Genomic DNA, 16,866 nt, shown 5'->3' with positions numbered 1-16,866 from the left:
CCAACCGCGGTCCACGGGGAACTCGCCGATCGCGTCCCGGCCGGAATCCACCAGATTCCACAGGTCCTCCGGCGAGAACACCCCGCCAGGGAAACGGCAGGCCATGCCGACGATCGCGATCGGCTCGCGCGCCGCCTCGGCGAGAGAACGGTTCTGCGCACGCAGCCGTTCCGTCTCCTTCAAGGAGGAACGCAGGGCCTCGATGAGCTTGGTGTCGTTCGCAGCCATTCTCGCCTCGTACTCTTCGTGCTACCGAAAGGGGGATCTACGCCTGGGCGGCGGGGATGTTCTCGGTGATCGTCCGCATGACCGCGGCGGCGTGGTCGTTCAGGTAGAAGTGACCACCGCTGAAGACGTGCAGGTCGAACGCGCCGGTGGTGTGCTCTTTCCAGCGCGCCGCCTCGTCGGTGCTGACGTGGGGGTCGCGGTCGCCGGTGAGGACGACGACGGGTGCGCCGATCGTGGCGCCGGGCGTGCAGCGGTAGGTCATGATGGCCGTGTAGTCGCCGCGCAGCGACGGCAGGATCATGCTCTGCAGCTCGGGGTCCGCCAGCATGCGCACGTCGGTGCCGCCGAGCCGGCGCACCTCGGCGAGCAGCGCCTGGTCGCCCTCCTTGTGCACGGTCTCGACGCGTACGCAGGAGGGCGCGCGCCGGCCGGAGGCGAACAACACCCGCGGTGCGAGGTCCCGCTCCTCCAGCCTTCTGGCCACCTCGAACGCGACGACGGCGCCCATGCTGTGCCCGAAGAAGGCCATCGGGCGGTCCGCCAGGGGCACGATCTCCGCCGTGACCCGGTCCGCGAGCTCGCCGATGTCGTCGATGCACGGCTCGTGGCGGCGTTCCTGCCGGCCCGGGTACTGGATCGCCAGCACGTCGAACCGCGGCGTCAACTGCTTGGCGACCGGGTGAAAATAGGAGGCCGAGCCGCCCGCGTGCGGGAAGCAGATCAGGCGCGTGGCGGTGTCACGGCCGGCCGGCGCGGCGAAGAAGCGCCGCACCCACGTTCCGGTTTCGGTGATCACTGGTCTTCCTTCCGTTGATGTCCGCACTCACCCTGGCGACCAGGAGTTCGGCGCCTGAAATGTGTGCGGTTCGTCCCAGGCGGGCGGCCGGGCGGAGGGGCCGCCGTGCCAGGACCGGCCGTCCCGCTCGCCCGCCCGCGGCGCGGGCCGGGGCGGCGGGGCGTTGCGCTCCTCCGCGCCGGGCCGGAGGCGGTGCAGCAGTGCCGTCACCACCGCGGCCAGCTCCTCCTGGTCCAGCTCGCCGCGTACGAACCTGAACACCGCGCCGTCGCCGCCCATCACATCGGCAGGTTTCCGTGCTTGCGGTACGGGACCTTGGTGGTTTTCGCGCGGAGCATGGCCAGCGACCGGGCGAGGACCGCCCTGGTCTCGGCCGGGTCGATCACGTCGTCGACCAGCCCGCGCTCCGCGGCGTAGTAGGGGTGCATCAGCTCCTGCCGGTACTCCCTGATCAGCCGGACGCGGGCCGAGTCGGGGTCGTCGGCCGCGGCGATCTCCTTGCGGAACACGACGTTCGCGGCGCCCTCCGCGCCCATGACGGCGATCTCGTTGGTCGGCCACGCGAACGACAGGTCCGCCCCGATGGAGCGGGAGTCCATCACGATGTACGCCCCTCCGTACGCCTTGCGCAGGATGACCTGGATGCGCGGGACGGTGGCGTTGCAGTACGCGTAGAGCAGCTTGGCGCCGTGCCGGATGATGCCGGCGTGCTCCTGGTCGCGGCCGGGCAGGAAGCCGGGCACGTCGACCAGGGTGACGAGCGGGATGCTGAACCCATCGCAGAACTGCACGAACCGGGCGGCCTTCTCCGAGGCGTTGATGTCCAGCACCCCCGCCAGCGAGGCCGGCTGGTTGGCCACTATGCCGACGACCTGGCCGTTGATCCTGGTCAGGGCGCAGACGACGTTGGTGGCCCACGTGCTGTGCACCTCGAAGAAGTCGCCGTCGTCGGCGATCTCGTGGAGGACCTCGCGCATGTCGTACGAGCGGCTCAGCTCCGAGGGCACGATGTCGAGCAGCGCCTCGCACCGCCGGTCCGCGGGGTCGGCGGTGGCCAGGTCGGGCGGCGACTCGCGGTTGTTGGCGGGCAGGAGCGAGAGAAGGTAGCGGACCTCCTCCAGGCAGTCGGTCTCGTTGTCGTAGACGAAGCCGGCGGCGCCGGAGACGGTGCCGTGCACCTGGGCTCCGCCGAGCTCGTCGTGGCTGATCTTCTCGCCGGTGACCGCTTCGACCACGTTGGGACCGGTGATGTACATCTGTGAGATGCCGCTGACCATGAAGGTGAAGTCGGTGAGCGCCGGCGAGTAGGTGGCGCCGCCCGCGCAGGGGCCGAGGATCACGCTGATCTGCGGGATGACCCCGGAGGCCTGCACGTTGCGCTGAAAGATGCCGCCGTAGCCGGCGAGCGCGGTCACGCCCTCCTGGATGCGGGCGCCGGCGCCGTCGCTGAGGCTGACGAGCGGCGCGCCGGTCGTCATGGCCAGGTCCATGAGCTTGTGGATCTTCTGGGCGTGCGCCTCGCCCAGCGAGCCGCCGAAGATGCGGAAGTCGTGCGCGTAGACGAAGACGGTACGGCCGTGCACCTTGCCCCAGCCGGTGATCACGCCGTCGGTGTAGGGCCGCCGGTTCTCCATGCCGAAGCCGCTGGCGCGATGCCGGCGCAGCGGCTCTATCTCGGTGAAGGTGCCGGGGTCGAAGAGCAGGTCGAGCCGCTCGTCGACGGTGAGCTTGCCCCTGGCCCGCTGCGGGTCCTTGGCAGGCCGAGCTTCCCCGCCGCGCGCCTGATCCTTGATCATGCCGAGTTCGGCCACCCGCTCCCGTAGGGAGAGAGGCGGTTCCAAGCCGCGTTCTGTGGTCAGAGTCACGTTGCGTATATCCTCTCGGCCTATGAGCGGGATATCAGCTGATACGCCTTTCGAGCGCGTGCCCGGATGCCCCGCCCCAGTCACGTTTCATTCCAGCCCATGGGGCCGCGGATCAGCTACGGGATTCGCCCCCTAATATCCGCCTGCATTCCCCTACGGATCCCCTGGACTGCGACCGAGGGGAAAGCACGCCATTCCTGGGGGGCGGCCCGACATTCGGCGCGGTGTGGCCGGCGCTGTTGAGGGGTGCGATAAGGGTTGCCTGCGTGCGCCCGCCGGTCCGGCGGCGAGCGGCACGTCTAATGGGGCATAGGGGTTACCCCGCGCTTCTCGCGTCGCGAATACTGGTGCCGCTCGGCAACCTGAAATCTCGCCGGTGTGCCCGGCCGGGGCGTACCAGCGCGGCGCGTAAGGAGACACCGGTGGACTTTGGTTTATTCTATTTCGCGGACGGTGTCCGTAGCGGGACCGACCAATACCGGCTGCTGCTCGAAGGGGCCAGGTTCGCCGACACCAACGGTTTCTCCGCGGTGTGGACACCCGAGCGGCATTTCCATGAATTCGGCGGCCGATATCCCAATCCCGCGGTGACCGCGGCGGCCGTCGCCGCGGTGACCGAGAACGTCGCGATCCGCGCGGGAAGCGTCGTGGCCCCGCTGCACCACCCGGCGCGCATCGCCGAGGAATGGGCGATGGTGGACAACCTTTCCGGCGGCCGGGCCGGCGTCTCGTTCGCTCCTGGCTGGCACGTGGTGGACTTCGCGTTGCGGCCGGAGAACTACGCCGACCGCCGCCAGGTGACGATGGACACCATCGACACGGTGCGGAGGTTGTGGCGGCAGGAGGAGGTGGAGCTGGTCGACGGCGCGGGCGAGTCGGTCAAGCTGCGCACCCACCCGGCGCCGGTCCAGCCGGAGCTGCCCACGTGGCTCACCAGCTCGGGCAACCCGGAGACGTTCCGCCAGGCGGGCGACCTCGGCGTCGGCATCCTCACCCACCTGCTCGGCCAGAGCCTCGACGACCTCGTCCGCAAGGTCGCCGAATACCGCGAGCACTACGCCAGGGCGCACAACGGGACCGGCCACGTCGCGCTGATGTTGCACACGTTCGTCGGCGACGACCGCGCCAAGGTCCGGGAGGTGGTGCACGACCCGTTCACCGACTACCTGCGCAGTTCGCTCGGCCTGGTCCTGAAGGCGGCGGAGGAGCTGATGCCGGGCATCGACCCGGACGAGATGGACCCGGAGGACATCGAGTTCCTCCTGGAGGTCTCCTTCGAGCGGTACTTCGAGACGGGCGGCCTGTTCGGCACCGTCGACGACGGCATGACCGTGCTGAGCTCCCTGGAGCAGATCGGCGTCGACGAGGTGGCCTGCCTCATCGACTTCGTGCCCGACACGGACGCCGTCCTCGACGGCCTGCGCCATCTCGCCCGGCTCAAGCAGCGGTGGGAAGCACGGTGAGCGCGCCGACGGCGGGCGCCGTCATGATCGACAGCGTGCGGCTGAGACGCGCGCTCGGTCACTATCCGACGGGCGTCGTGGTGGTCGCGGCCCTGTCGGACGGCGAGCCGCACGGTTTCACCGTCAACTCCTTCACCTCCGTCTCCCTCGATCCGCCCATCGTGAGCTTCTGCGCCGCCCACACCTCGACGACGTGGCCGCGCATCCGGGCCGCGGGCGCGTTCACCATAAGCGTGCTGAGCGCCGGTCAGGAGCGGGTGTGCCAGTCGTTCGCGAAGAAGGGGACCGACCGGTTCTCCGGCGTGGGGTGGACGGTGAACGCGAGCGGCCATCCCGCGATCACCGGCGCGGTCGCGTGGATCGACTGCGTGCTCGACTCGTGCCACCTCGTGGGCGACCACGAACTGATCCTCGCCAGGGTGGTCGACCTGACCACCAACGACGACGCCGGCGACGACCCGCTGGTCTTCCACCGCGGAAGGCTGGGCCGGGTGCTGCTCTGACCGGCGGAAACGACGCAGGGCGCTCTCCAGCTGGAGAGCGCCCTGCGAGTTTGTGCGCCGCCAGGGACTCGAACCCCGGACCCGCTGATTAAGAGTCAGCTGCTCTGACCAACTGAGCTAGCGGCGCAACAGGTGTAACTGTATCAGCCGCCGAACGGTACCCGCACATCATCCGAGCCGGGCAGCCAGCCCCTCGTACGCCCCCAGCACCAGGTCCCAGAACCGCTTCACGTCCAGCGACGTCCCCACCTGCGCGTTCGCCCGCCGGTCGCCGACCCTGAAGTCCGTCACCGTCATCCCCCGGGTGTACCGCCCGGCCGTCTCCACGTTCACCACGGCGGGGACGCAGGCGAACAACGACGGGTCCAGCACGTACGCCACCGCGCACGCGTCGTGGATGGCTGGGCCGCCGTCGGGCGTGACCCTGCCGTAGAAGCTGGCCGCGGGCACCAGCAGGTCGTGGCCCAGCCGCCCGAGCGGGCGCATGCGGTCGAGCACGCCGGTGGTGACCACGGCCGACAGCGTCACGTCCAGCCCCATCATCGTGACCGTCCACCCGGCGTCGAAGACGATCGCGGCCGCCTCGGGGTCGGCCAGCATGTTGAACTCGGCCGCCGGGTTGTAGTTGCCCCGCGTGAAGGAGCCGCCCATGATGACCAGGTCGCCGGCCCACTCGACGACGCGCGGCTCGCGGCGTACGGCGAGGGCGAGGTTGGTCAGCGGCCCGACGGCCACCAGCGTGATCTCGCCGGGGGCGGCCCGAAGCGTCTCCACGATGAAGTCGGCCGCGTGCCCGTGCGACGGCCCACGCTCGGCCGCGGGCAGCCGTACGTCGCCGAGCCCGGTGGCGCCGTGCACGTGGGAGGCGCGGACGGTGCGCGGCAGCAGGGCGCCTGCGCTGCCCGGTGTCACCGGCACGTCGCCGAGCCGCAGGAACTCCCTGAGCGCCAGGGCGTTGGCGGTGGTCAGCTCCAGGTCGACGTTGCCGCCCACCGTGGTGATGCCGGCCAGGTCCACCGACGGGGAGCCCGCGAGCAGAGTCAGGGCGAGCGCGTCGTCGATGCCGGGATCGCAGTCGAGGACAATCTTCTTCACGGAAGGTGAGGATACGCATGGATCGGGCCGGGCAGTTCCCCCAAAGCTGCCCGGCCCGATCGGTGGCGGTCCAGGCCGGCGTCTTCCCCCAAAAACGCCGGCGGTCCCGCACTGGCGAACCGCGGTCCCCCTCCGCGTCCGCTCCGGTGAAGGTCTATTGGCCTCTCGACCTGCTACAACGGTACCGAGACGAATGCAACGGTCGCGTCATAACGGGGTCGAATATCTGTTTAATCCCACCTACGGAAGTTCCAACCGAACCTCCGTACCTTCCTGAAGTGACCTGCTCACCGTGCAGTACTTCTCGTGCACCCGCTCCGCCACCGCCTCGAACACGGAGCGGGCGTCCTCCGACGGCAGCTCCACGTCGTACGTGACCGTCACAGGGCCCAGCCTGCTCTGTTCGACCTTCTCCGCCTGCACGGTCATCGCCAGGCGGACGAGCCGCTTGTTGCGCTGGGACGTGAGCGGCTCGACGGTCACGATGTTGCACCCGCCCACCGCCGCCAGCAGCAGCTCGACCGGGGTGAAAACGCCGTCCTCGTCGCCGCCGCCGATCCGCACCTCGGCGCCGCGGGCGTTCGTGGCCCGGAATCCGCCGTCATCAGTCCGCTCAACACGCACGTTTGCCATGTTCCCGACCTTAACCACCCCCTCCCGAGGCGGGCCCAGGGGCATGGGGGTGGCCGATTCAGCTGATTCCTCAGCTGTGTTCAGAAACCTTTCATCTTCGTTCAGCACCGTGATGGACATGGCTAGCGAGGCGAGTGCGAACCAAGGTCCCATCCTCTTCTGGTGCGGTGTCGCGGTAGCCGAGTTCGGCGCGATCCAACCGGGCCTCGGCCGCCCCTGGAGCCCCACCTCCTACGTCGCGGCGGCGCTGCTCGCCGGGGTCGGCCTGCTCAGCGTCAAGGCCGCCGGGCACCTGCGCACCGAGGAGGCCAGGCAACGGCTGCGGCTCGGAGGTTACCTGACCGGGGCGCTGCTGGTGGCCCACCAGGCCGGGACGGCGCCCCATGCGACGGAGCCCGGCCGCGTGGCCTGGCTGCTGCTGTACGCGCTGGCGGCCGTCATGGCGGTCATGAGCCACCGCGTACCGAGACAGAGCAAGCCGGTCCTGCTGATCGCCACCGGCGTCGACCCGCGCGCCCTGCGCGCCCGCCTGGACAGGGAGACCGACACCGTCGCCGTCTACAGGACCGAGCGCGCCACCGACGAGCTCCGCGACCTGGAGGCCAGGTACGGACTCGTCCTCGTCGTCGGCCGCGAGCACGACCCCAGGGTCAAGGAGCGCCTGAGCGCCTCCGGGCTGAGCCGCGAGATCCCCGACATCGCCGAGCGCGAGGTGGTGGTGGCCGGTCCGCGCCCGTTCAAGCGGTACGTCGGCGGCGCCCTGTCACGTCTCGCCGTGCCCAGATCACAGATCCGTTTCGAAAATGGGCACAAGGTTTAGGCCGACGTTACGCGTTGTCTGAGACGGTAGGTGACGGACAAGGAGGCAAGGTGACGACTTTCCCCGGAACCGCCCGTGTCGAAATGGTCATGGGCATGCCCGTCAGCGTGGACATCCGCACGGCGCTCCCCGCACGTGAGCTGACCCCTCTGCTGGATGACGCTTTCGCCTGGCTCAGGTGGGTGGATGACACCTTCAGCCCGGTCAAGGAAGACAGCCAGATCGGCCGGCTCAACCGCGGCCAGACCATCAAGCAGATCCCGGAACTCATCGAGGTCCTGCACCGCTGCGACGAGCTCGGCCGGCACACGGACGGCTGGTTCGAGCCCCGCATCAACGGCGTGACCGACCCGTCCGGCTACATCAAGGGCTGGGCGCTCGAACGCCTGTCGCGCGCCCTGGTCAACGCGGGCGCCGGCGACCACCGCCTCAACGCGGGCGGCGACATCCGCGTACGCGGCTCGGCCGCACCGGGCAGGCGCTGGCGCATCGGCGTCCGCGACCCGCACACGGGCCTGGTCCGCAAGGTCGTCCACGCCCACGACCTGGGCCTCGCCACCTCGGGCGGGGCGCCCATCGTCAACCCGCGCACCGGCAAGGTGCAGCGCGGGCTCGGCTCGGTCACGGTGATCGGGCCCGACCTCGGCACGGCGGACGCCTACGCCACCGCCATCTACGCCATGGGGCCCGTCCTGGCCAGGGGTTTCGCAACCCGGCTCGCGGAATCGGGGCCGTACGAGACGATGCTCGTCCTGAAGGACGGGCAGGAGGTCAGCACGCCGGGCTTCGCCGAGTACAGCGGCCGCCACGCCCAGCTCGCGGGCTAGAACAGGGCGCGGGCGGGGGCCGGGCGAGGGCTAGGCGTCGGGGTGCTTGCGCAGGTAGTCGAGGTAGATCGGGCGCAGCGCCTCCCCCAGCTCACCCTCGCCCGACGCGATGGCGTCACTGAGCAGCGCCGAGACCCTGCTGAGGTTGTTGGCGCTCTCGTCATGATGACCGGTGGCGGCCTCAGCGGCAGGGATCACCTTCAACAGTTCCCACAGAAACCCCAGGTCCCCATGGCGTACGGCATAACGCACCGCCCGATCGTGCAACTCGTTGGCCGGCAGCGACTCGAGCCCGTCCGCGTTCATCTCGTACCTCCCCTGCACGCACCTTCCCGAGCAGGACGGGCCATAACCGGCGACTACCGGCGGTGACCGCCGCGCATCGTTGTGCTCGCGCCTCTATCGCGGCACCGTTCCCAAGTGGGAGGATCAAGCAGCGTGAGATTCATCATCAGAACCCTTGCGGCAGCGGTGGCCCTGTGGGTCGCCATCCAGCTCGTCCCGGGCATCGGTGTCGACCTCGAGACGAACACGGCGCAATACTGGGGCGTCCTGGTGATCGTGGCCCTGATCTTCGGCATCATCAACGCGATCGTCAAGCCCATCGTCAAGACGCTGGGGTGCGCACTCATCGTGCTGACGCTCGGCCTCTTCCTGCTCGTGATCAACGCCGCCATGCTGCTGCTGACGGGGTTCATCGCCGAGCAGGTCGACATCCCCTTCCACGTCGACAACTTCTATCCGGCCGCGTTCTGGGGCGCGATCATCATCAGCGTGGTGAGCTGGCTGCTCGGCTTGTTCATCCCCGACAACGACTGAATCCCTATGGAGCTCGACGGCGCCGGCCTCACCTGTGCGCAGGTGCACGAGGCGGCGTACGACGAGGCCCGGGTCACGATCTCCTCCATCGATCGGGCCCGGGCCGCGTGGGCCACCGCCCAGGGGCTCCGGGGCCCCGTCTACGGGCGGAGCACCGGTGTCGGCGCCAACAAGGCCGTCCCCGTGGAAGCTCCCGGGCTCGACCTGCTGCGCAGCCACGCGTGCGGCGCCGGCCCGCCGATCGAGCGCGCCCGCGCCAGGGCGATGCTCGTCGTCCGGCTCAACCAGTTCGTCGCGGGCGGCTCCGGCGTCGACCCGGCCGTGCTCCCCGTGCTCGCGGACGCCGTCAACGCCGGTTTCACCCCGCCCATCAGGACGTACGGCGCCATCGGCACCGGCGACCTGACAGCCCTGGCCACCACCGCCCTCTGCCTGCTGGGCGAACTCCCCTGGCGCCACGACAGCGCCTCGCCGCCCGCGGAGCCCCGCTTCCCGCTGGCGTCGAGCGACGCGCTGCCGTTCATCAGCTCGGGGGCCGCCACGCTCGCCGACGCCGCCATCGCCTGCCACCGCCTGCGCCGGCTCCTCGAGGCGGCCGTCGACGTCGCCGCGCTGTCGTTCACCGCCGTCGACGCCTCGGCGGAGCCGCTGGCCGCCCCCGTGCAGGAGGCCCGCCCTCATCCGGGGCAGGCCGTCGTCGCCGCCCGCCTGCGCGCCCTGCTCAGCCAGGGGCTCGCCACCCGCATCCAGGACCCGTACGGCTTCCGGGCCTTCGCCCAGGTGCACGGCGCGACCATGGACGCGCTCGGCCGGACCGTCGCCACCATCGAGATCGACCTCAACTCGGCCACCGAAAACCCGCTCATCGCCGGCACACTGGCCTGGCACAACGGCAACTCCCACGGGGCGCCGGTGGCCCTGGCGCTCGACGCGCTGCGGGCGGCGATCGTACAGACCGCCCAGCTCAGCACCGCCCGCCTGGCCGCGCTCATGGACCCCGCCTACACCGGCCGCCTGCCCTTCCTCGCCCAGCGATCCGGGGCCTCGGGAGCCCTCATCCTCGAGTACGTGGCCCAGGACGCCATGGCCGTGCTGCGCCACCTCGCGGTGCCGGTGACGACGGGCACGGCGGTGATCTCGCTCGGCACGGAGGAGCACGCGAGCTTCGCCACCCAGGCCGCTCGCCTGACGCTGCGCTGCCTGGAGCCGCTGTCGCTCGTGCTGGCCTGCGAGCGCACCGCGGCCCTCAGGGCCCGCCAGGCCCCACCCCCTGACCGGCCGCTCACGGAGGACCTGGAGGAGTCACGCCGCGCCCTGACGGCCCCAGCGGACGGCAGCGCCGGGCCGGCGGGGACGACCGGTTAGCCGGCCCTCACCCCTCCGAACCGTGTCGCTCCGCACCTGACAGTTGGGGCAGGCCGGGGGCTCGGGCGACCGAGCCGCGTTCGCGCAGCGTGGGGGCCTGCACGACGTGGCGCCGCCGGGTGCCGCCGTCGGCCGCCGCCGACATGAGCCGGACCGCGGCCCTGATGATGCCGTCGATGCCCCAGTCGACCGTCGTCAGCCCCGGCGTGAGGAGGCCCGACATGGGATGGTTGTCGTAGCCCATGACCGACACGTCGCCCGGGATCGACAGGCCGAGCTCCTGGGCGGCCGCGTAGACCCCGTAGGCGATCGAGTCGGCGAAGCAGAAGACGGCGGTCGGGACCTTCTCCGACAGCACGTCGTGGGCCACCGCCGTCGCGTCGGCCAGACCGTGCGGCGAGGTGGCGACCTGGATGTCCAGGCCCAGCCGCTCGGCCTCGGCCATCACGAACACGTCGGCGGGACGGTCGGGCGTGCTGGCCCGGGTGGGGGTGAGCACGGCGATGCGGTGGTGGCCGAGGGCGCGCAGGTGCTCAAGGGCCAGGGTCACGCCGCGCCGGTTGTCGAAGACGACCTCTCCGGCCGTGCCCGCGATCGAGTCGCCGACCGCGATCACCGGCAGCGACTCGCACAACTCCGGCCAGAACGCCGCCGCCGGGTCGATCGGCTGCACGATCATTCCATCGACCCGCTGGTCACGGAGTTGCTGGGCCAGCACCCGCTCTCTGACGGGATCGCCGAAGGCGTCGAGGATCAGCGCGTAACGGTCTTTCTCGCGCAGCCCCCTGCTGATGCCGACCGCCAGGGACTGCTGCCACAGGTCCTCCAGCGAGCCGCACAGCAGCCCGATCATGCCGGTGCGTCCGCTGGCCAGCGCCCTGGCGATGGGATCGGCCTCGTAACCGAGCTCGGCCGCGGCGGCACGCACACGCTCCTTCGTCTCCTCCGACACCTGCAGGCCGCGCAGCGCGTAGGAGACGGCCGCGGGGGACAGGCCCGTCGCCTGCGCCACCTCGCGGATCGTCGCTCTCTTCCGAGGCATTAGGCCAGCCTATTGGGTGTCACCGACAGACGGTGATTTCCCGGCACGGGCATGTTGGCTCCGCCGTGTCGAAGGTGCGGACGTACTTTTCAGCATCCATCCTGACGCGCCGCCTGTCGAGGTCCCGCGACCTTCGGGTGCTGTTGACAAGTGAGGGGTGAAGCGGTTCACTGAACCGTATCAGTGAACCGTTTCACGTCCTCGGTGCACCTGCGTAATGGCTTTGCATGTATTGTGAGTAGGAAATAGGGGAAGGAGTGACCCGTGAGCATCGACGTGCACCAGCACCTGTGGACCGGCGCGTTCGTCGACGCCCTGCGCGCCCGCACCTCCCCGCCCCGGCTCGACGGCTGGACGCTCCTCCTCGACGGCGAGCCCCCGTATGCCGTCGATCCCGCCGACCACGAGCACCGCGACACCACCGGCCTCGACCTGGCCCTCGTGTCGTTGTCGAGCCCGCTCGGAGTCGAGTTCCTGCCGCCCGAGGAGTCCTGGCCGCTCATCGACGCCCACCACGACGGCGCCCTGGCGCTCGGCGAGCCCTTCGGCGCGTGGGCGGCCACCTGCCACAGCGACGTCGACCCCGACCGCCTGGCCAAGGACCTCGCCCGGGGCTTCGCCGGGTTGCAGATCCCCGCGACGGCCGAGCCCGACGACCGGCTGCTGGAGGTGCTGACCGATCTCGACCTGCCGCTGTTCGTGCACCCGGGCCCTACCGCCCTCACCGAGGGCGCACCGCAGTGGTGGCCCGCGCTGGTGCCGTACGTGCAGCAGATGCACGCCGCCTGGCACCACTTCCACGCCGTCGTCAGGCCCCGCCACCCGAGGCTGCGCGTCTGCTTCGCCCTCCTGGCCGGGCTGGGGCCGCTGCACTCCGAGCGCCTCATCGCCAGGGGCGGCGGCGGGCGCGGCCTGGTCGACCCCGGCTTCTTCGTGGAGACCTCCTCCTACGGCCCGCGCGCGATCGACGCGATCGTCCGCGAGCTCGGCATCGACGTCGTCGTCAACGGCTCCGACGCGCCCTATGCCACCGCACCCGACCCCGGACTCGGCGCCGCCGCCGCGCACGCCATCCGGGTCGTCAACCCCCGTCGCCTACTCAGCAGAAAGGAGACTCGTACGTGAGCACCGAACAGACCCAGGACGGGGGCACCTGTGCCCGGCTCCCGGAGCGCACTCTCGACCGGCGTGAGCTCCGGGACCTGGTGAACGACCTGGCCGCCCGCCCGGAGGAGTGGCGCGGCCACGTCGACTTCCCCGCCGGCGGCGACAGGCACTACGCCTCGCTCTACCGCGACGCGTACGTGGACGTCTGGCTGCTGTGCTGGCGCCCCGAGGACGACACGGGCTGGCACGACCACGACATCTCCTCGGGGGCGGTCCACGTGGTGCAGGGCGCGCTGCTGGAGTGCAACCCGCGCATCGGCGGCGAGCACCTGGAGACCGTGGTGACGGAGGGGCAGTCGTTCTCGTTCGGGCCCGACCACATCCACCGGCTCACCGGCGCGGTAGACGCCAGCGTGTCCATCCACGCCTACTCGCCGCCGCTGTGGCGGCTCGGCCAGTACTCCATCGAGTCGAGCGGCGTCATGCGCCGCGTCTCGGTGAGCTACGCCGACGAGCTCAGGCCGTTGGACGAGCCGGTCGGCCCTCTGGCCGGTTCTGTGGCCGGTTCTGTGGCCTGAGCACGCAGCAACTCCCGCACGGCTCCACGTCGGGCAGGGTGATCCACAGGCAGCAGGTCTTGCGGAAATAGCCGTCGTCGGCGGGCTCGATCAGCCCGTCGACCGGCGGGCCGATCTCCTTCAGCAACCGCATGTAGTCGCCTTCGGCGATCGAGGTCAGCGGATGGACGACGGCCTCGGCGGTGGAGCCCCACAACGTTCGCTCGCCCACCTTGGCCAGGGAGCCGAGTGCCCTGACCAGCGGGGCCTGCGACTCGGCCAGCGCCTCACCGATCTCGCCCGCGCCCGAGCCCCAGCTCACGCGCGTGGCCGCGAGGGTCACCCCGGCGGCGGACACCTTGAAGAAGGTGTCGGGCAGCCGCATGAGCGGCACCTTCCCGTCCAGCGCCCACCCGAGCACCATCGGCAGGGTGTGCCAGTAGCCGTAGGTCTTCCAGAACAGCGCCGCGCCGACGTGCCGCGGAGCGTTCCAGCGCGCCGCCGTCTCGTCGGCCAGCTCCGCGAGCAAGGTGTACGGTTCCCGCACCAGCTCGGCGGCCGGGGTCCAGCTCTCGTCCGGCTCGATGACGAGACCGGGCTCCACTCCGAGGATCCCGCCACGCGCGTCGGCCACCCGCTGGAGCACCTCGGTCAGCACCGTGAACCCCCGCACATCTCAGGTAAGGCTTACCTGCCCAACGTAGCAGGGCGCCCGGCGTGCCATCCCGTCACGGTCTGGACGGCGATCACAACGAGACCCGCCGTCAACGGCGCCGACCATCCGCCCGAGACCTCTCTGAGCAGCCCGAACAGCACCGGCCCCAGCGCCGCGACACCGTAGCCGACCGACTGGGCCACCGCCGACAGCGCGGTCACCGTGGCCGAGTTCGCCGGCCGCAACGCGATGATCAGCAGCGACAGCGCGAACGTGGCCCCCTGGCCGACGCCGAGCACGATCATCCACACCCACGGCAGCGTGGTCGGAGCCAGCAGCATCCCCAGGTAGCCGAGCGCCGTCAGCACGCAGGCGCCCACCACGTACGGCACCTGCGAGGGCTGCCGCCCGGCCAGCAAGGGAACCGCGAGCGAGGTGCCCACCTGGACCAGGTTCGTCAGGCTGAGCAGGTAGCCGGCCTGCTCGGCGGGCAGGCCGGCCTCGATGAAGATGGTCGGCAGCCAGGCCAGCATGACGTAGAAGGTGAGCGACTGCAGCCCCATCAGCCCGGTGACGTACCAGGTCACGGGGCTGCGCAGCACCGCGCCGATCGGACGGGGACCGTTCTGCCCCCCGGGTCGCCCGCGCCGCGCCTGCGGGAGCCAGAGCAGGGCCCCGAGCAGCGCGGGCACCGCCAGCAGGACCGAGACGCCGCGCCAGCCGTACCCGGTGAGGTGTTCGAGCGGGATCACCAGCGCCGAGGAGGTGGCCGCGCCGGCGACGACGGCGGAGACGTAGATGCCGGTCATGAGGTTGATCCGGGAGGGAAAGTGCTGTTTGACGACGCCGGGCATGGCGACGTTCATGACGGCGATCGCGGTGGCCGCGAGGGCCGAGCCGAGGTAGAGCACCAATGCGCCGTCGAGACCGCGCAGCGAGACTCCGGCCGCGATCACGAGCAGGCCGGCGAGGAGCGTGCGGTCGAGTCCGACGCGCCGGGCGAGCAGCGGCGCCACCGCCCCGAAGACGCCCAGGCAGACCATCATGACCGTGGTGATCGCGCCGCCGCCCGCCGGCGAGAGACCGACATCGTCCATGATCTCGTCGAGGAGGGGTGAGATGCCCGCGATGGCCGGCCGGAGGTTGAGAGCGGCCAGCACGAATCCCGCGACGAGCGCCACAGAACGCAACGACATAGGGGACCACTCTGGCATAACCGGTTGACAACGTTGTCGGACCCCTCGTCGGTAAGACATGATCCTGGCGTGAGACCGACGATGAAGGACGTCGCCTCGGCGGCGGGCGTGGCGCTCAAGACCGTCTCGCGCGTCGTGAACGGCGAGCCCGGCGTGCACCCGGCAACGGCCGAGCGGGTGCGGGCGGCCATCCACCGGCTGGGTTACAGCCGCAACGAGAGCGCGAGGATGCTGCGCAGGGGCAGGACCGCGACGATCGGGCTCGTCATCGAGGACGTCGCGGACCCGTTCTACTCCGGCCTGAGCAGGGCCGTCGAAGAGGTCGTCATCGACCACGGCTGCCTGCTGCTGAGCGGGTCGTCGGGCGAGCAGCCCGGCAGGGAGCGGGAGCTGGTCGAGACGTTCTGCGCGCGCCGGGTCGACGGGCTGATCGTGGTGCCCGCCGGCGAGGACCACACCTACCTGCGCAGCGAGCTGGAGGCCGGGACGCCCGTGGTGTTCGCCGACCGGCCGCCGGGGGCGGGACTCGACGTCGACACCGTACTGGCCGACAACGTGAGCGGCGCCGGTCAGGCGGTACGCCACCTCCTCGGCCACGGCCACAGCCGGATCGCCTTCCTCGGCGACGACCCGGCCATCTTCACGGCGGCCCAGCGCCTCCAGGGTTACCGCGCCGCCCTCGGCGGTCTCTACGACGAGCGCCTGGTGTCGATGCGGCCCCCGTCGCTGGAGGCGGTGCGCGCCGACCTGGCCGGCATGCTGGCCCTCGACGAGCCGCCGACGGCGGTGTTCGCCGGCAACGGCCGCTACACCGTGACCGTGCTGAGGGCCCTCGCGGGGCGGCGGCTGGCGCTGGTCGGGTTCGACGACTTCGAGCTGGCCGACCTGCTGCAGCCCGGGGTGACGGTGGTGGCGCAGGACCCGTCGTGGATGGGCCGGGTGGCGGCCGAGCTGCTGTTCCGCCGCCTACGCGGTGACGTGGGCCCATCGGAGCACATCGAGCTTCCCGTCCGCCTCATCCCCCGCGGCTCGGGCGAGATCGCCGCCCACCCCTGACCACCGGCGGGTTGCGGCGACCGCGGGCCCGCGCTCATCGACCGCCCCGGCCGCTTCCCGGATCGCGAGGACGGGCCGGCTGATCGTGGATGAGTTCGGCTCTGGGCGCGAGCAGCCTGCACAACGAATGGATCGGCTCGGCGGTTCGTGACACCGCGACATGACGGCGCGGACTCGCGCTGGACCTCGGAACCTCCGCAACGGGACCAGCGTTTCCCGGAGCGATGCCGCCGCTGACGTATAGTCGTTGCGCATCAGTTCTGCAAAAGTGTTCACAGACCTCATCCAGGAGCACGCGCATGAATGCCGCCGACGTCGCACCCGAGGCGCAGACCCGATTCCCCCATGAGCTGATGTACGCGGCGGCGCAGCAGTACTACATGGAGGACGCCACCCAGGGCGACATCGCGAAACGGCTGGGCGTCAGCCGGGCGACCGTCAGCCGATTGCTCACCGAGGCCCGCAGGCAGGGCATCGTCGAGATCAAGGTGCACCGCCCGGCCTCGATGGAGGACGGCCCGCTGGCCGCCGAGGTGGCGCGGGCGCTCGACCTGGAGCGGGTCTTCATCGTGCCCAAGGCCAGCGGTCCCGCGCTGGGCCCGTGGCTGGCCCCCGGCGTGACCCGTGCGCTGGCGGGGGTGGGGCTGGAGTCGGGCGACGTCGTGCTCGTCTCGTCGGGCACCACGGTGTACGAGTGTGCCCGCGAAGGGCTCGGGCACTATCCGGGCGTCACGATCGCGCCGGCCGTGGGCGGCCAGGAGGAGCCGCAGCCCTGGTTCCAGACCAACGAGACCACCCGCATCCTGGCCGAACGGGTCGGCGGCGTGCCCGCCTACCTC

Annotated in this window: 20 protein-coding genes and 1 tRNA gene; 10 read left to right on the top strand and 11 right to left on the bottom strand. The window is 70.9% G+C overall.

Going from position 1 to position 16,866, the window contains the following annotated elements; genetic code table 11:
* The 4 genes from E1267_RS35650 to E1267_RS35635 form a co-directional block, all read right to left on the bottom strand.
* The coding region (locus tag E1267_RS35650) for a beta-ketoacyl synthase N-terminal-like domain-containing protein (protein ID WP_132339348.1) at positions 1-228 on the bottom strand (228 nt) is incomplete at its 3' end.
* Positions 229-265: 37 nt separating this feature from the next.
* On the bottom strand, positions 266-1,024 hold the full coding sequence (locus E1267_RS35645) for a thioesterase II family protein (RefSeq protein ID WP_246064463.1): 759 nt from the start codon (positions 1,022-1,024) through the stop codon (positions 266-268).
* Positions 1,025-1,051: 27 nt separating this feature from the next.
* Positions 1,052-1,306 carry an acyl-CoA carboxylase epsilon subunit gene (locus E1267_RS35640; protein ID WP_132339346.1) on the bottom strand — a complete coding sequence of 85 codons (255 nt, stop codon included), beginning with the start codon at positions 1,304-1,306 and terminating at the stop codon, positions 1,052-1,054.
* The gene (locus E1267_RS35635) at positions 1,303-2,820 is read right to left on the bottom strand and encodes an acyl-CoA carboxylase subunit beta (RefSeq protein WP_132339356.1); all 1,518 of its coding nucleotides are present in this window, start codon (positions 2,818-2,820) and stop codon (positions 1,303-1,305) included. The genes E1267_RS35640 and E1267_RS35635 overlap by 4 nt, the downstream gene beginning before the upstream one ends.
* A 491-nt stretch (positions 2,821-3,311) precedes the next feature.
* Here E1267_RS35635 and E1267_RS35630 point away from each other — a divergent pair, with 491 nt between their 5' ends.
* Entirely contained in the window at positions 3,312-4,352 is a 1,041-nt protein-coding gene (locus E1267_RS35630; protein WP_132339344.1) for a MupA/Atu3671 family FMN-dependent luciferase-like monooxygenase, read from the top strand.
* On the top strand, positions 4,349-4,855 hold the full coding sequence (locus E1267_RS35625) for a flavin reductase family protein (RefSeq protein WP_246064462.1): 507 nt from the start codon (positions 4,349-4,351) through the stop codon (positions 4,853-4,855). Before E1267_RS35630 ends, E1267_RS35625 begins: the two co-directional genes overlap by 4 nt.
* 53 nt (positions 4,856-4,908) lie before the next feature.
* Here the strand turns inward: E1267_RS35625 and E1267_RS35620 are convergent.
* From E1267_RS35620 to E1267_RS35610, 3 genes are all read right to left on the bottom strand, one after another.
* Positions 4,909-4,982: transfer RNA gene (locus E1267_RS35620), tRNA-Lys, on the bottom strand.
* 41 nt (positions 4,983-5,023) lie between these two features.
* Positions 5,024-5,950 carry a nucleoside hydrolase gene (locus E1267_RS35615; protein WP_132339342.1) on the bottom strand — a complete coding sequence of 309 codons (927 nt, stop codon included), beginning with the start codon at positions 5,948-5,950 and terminating at the stop codon, positions 5,024-5,026.
* 240 nt (positions 5,951-6,190) lie between these two features.
* Positions 6,191-6,583, bottom strand: a complete 393-nt coding sequence (locus E1267_RS35610) for an OsmC family protein (protein ID WP_132339340.1) — start codon at positions 6,581-6,583, stop codon at positions 6,191-6,193.
* Positions 6,584-6,701: 118 nt separating this feature from the next.
* On the opposite strand from E1267_RS35610, the gene E1267_RS35605 reads away from it, so the two are divergent.
* Together E1267_RS35605 and E1267_RS35600 are read left to right on the top strand one after the other, a co-directional pair.
* Positions 6,702-7,403: a ferredoxin reductase domain-containing protein gene (locus E1267_RS35605; RefSeq protein WP_132339338.1), complete on the top strand. Its 702-nt coding sequence runs from the start codon at positions 6,702-6,704 to the stop codon at positions 7,401-7,403.
* A gap of 50 nt (positions 7,404-7,453) precedes the next feature.
* Entirely contained in the window at positions 7,454-8,230 is a 777-nt protein-coding gene (locus E1267_RS35600) for an FAD:protein FMN transferase (protein WP_132339336.1), read from the top strand.
* A 30-nt stretch (positions 8,231-8,260) separates the two neighbouring features.
* Here the strand turns inward: E1267_RS35600 and E1267_RS35595 are convergent, their stop codons facing one another.
* Positions 8,261-8,536 (bottom strand): hypothetical protein, encoded by a 276-nt coding sequence (locus E1267_RS35595; RefSeq protein ID WP_132339334.1) that lies wholly within the window; start codon positions 8,534-8,536, stop codon positions 8,261-8,263.
* Positions 8,537-8,668: 132 nt separating this feature from the next.
* On the opposite strand from E1267_RS35595, the gene E1267_RS35590 reads away from it, so the two are divergent.
* A complete protein-coding gene (locus tag E1267_RS35590; RefSeq protein ID WP_132339332.1) occupies positions 8,669-9,049 on the top strand; it encodes a phage holin family protein in 381 nt (126 codons plus the stop codon).
* Positions 9,050-9,055: 6 nt separating this feature from the next.
* A complete protein-coding gene (locus E1267_RS35585; protein WP_132339330.1) occupies positions 9,056-10,414 on the top strand; it encodes an aromatic amino acid ammonia-lyase in 1,359 nt (452 codons plus the stop codon).
* A 7-nt stretch (positions 10,415-10,421) separates the two neighbouring features.
* On the opposite strand, the gene E1267_RS35580 is transcribed toward E1267_RS35585, so the two are convergent.
* Positions 10,422-11,456, bottom strand: coding sequence for a LacI family DNA-binding transcriptional regulator (locus E1267_RS35580; protein WP_132339328.1), 1,035 nt, complete (start codon positions 11,454-11,456; stop codon positions 10,422-10,424).
* 264 nt (positions 11,457-11,720) lie between these two features.
* On the opposite strand from E1267_RS35580, the gene E1267_RS35575 reads away from it, so the two are divergent.
* Both E1267_RS35575 and E1267_RS35570 read left to right on the top strand, forming a co-directional pair.
* Positions 11,721-12,581, top strand: a complete 861-nt coding sequence (locus E1267_RS35575; protein ID WP_132339326.1) for an amidohydrolase family protein — start codon at positions 11,721-11,723, stop codon at positions 12,579-12,581.
* The gene (locus E1267_RS35570; RefSeq protein WP_132339324.1) at positions 12,578-13,141 is read left to right on the top strand and encodes a cysteine dioxygenase; all 564 of its coding nucleotides are present in this window, start codon (positions 12,578-12,580) and stop codon (positions 13,139-13,141) included. The genes E1267_RS35575 and E1267_RS35570 overlap by 4 nt, the downstream gene beginning before the upstream one ends.
* Here E1267_RS35570 and E1267_RS35565 read toward each other — a convergent pair.
* Together E1267_RS35565 and E1267_RS35560 are read right to left on the bottom strand one after the other, a co-directional pair.
* Complete coding sequence (locus E1267_RS35565) at positions 13,080-13,793, bottom strand: hypothetical protein (RefSeq protein WP_132339322.1); 714 nt, start codon at positions 13,791-13,793, stop codon at positions 13,080-13,082. The two genes, E1267_RS35570 and E1267_RS35565, sit on opposite strands and share 62 nt — an antisense overlap.
* A gap of 14 nt (positions 13,794-13,807) precedes the next feature.
* On the bottom strand, positions 13,808-14,971 hold the full coding sequence (locus E1267_RS35560; protein WP_165959981.1) for a CynX/NimT family MFS transporter: 1,164 nt from the start codon (positions 14,969-14,971) through the stop codon (positions 13,808-13,810).
* Between the two features lie 69 nt (positions 14,972-15,040).
* Between E1267_RS35560 and E1267_RS35555 the strand changes: the two genes are divergently transcribed.
* Together E1267_RS35555 and E1267_RS35550 are read left to right on the top strand one after the other, a co-directional pair.
* The gene (locus tag E1267_RS35555; RefSeq protein WP_425465117.1) at positions 15,041-16,027 is read left to right on the top strand and encodes a LacI family DNA-binding transcriptional regulator; all 987 of its coding nucleotides are present in this window, start codon (positions 15,041-15,043) and stop codon (positions 16,025-16,027) included.
* Between the two features lie 299 nt (positions 16,028-16,326).
* The coding region (locus E1267_RS35550) for a MarR family transcriptional regulator (protein ID WP_132339320.1) at positions 16,327-16,866 on the top strand (540 nt) is incomplete at its 3' end.

This window comes from Nonomuraea longispora, from assembly GCF_004348345.1.
Taxonomy (GTDB): Bacteria; Actinomycetota; Actinomycetes; order Streptosporangiales; family Streptosporangiaceae; genus Nonomuraea; species Nonomuraea longispora.
This window is presented reverse-complemented; position numbering and strand designations above follow the sequence as displayed.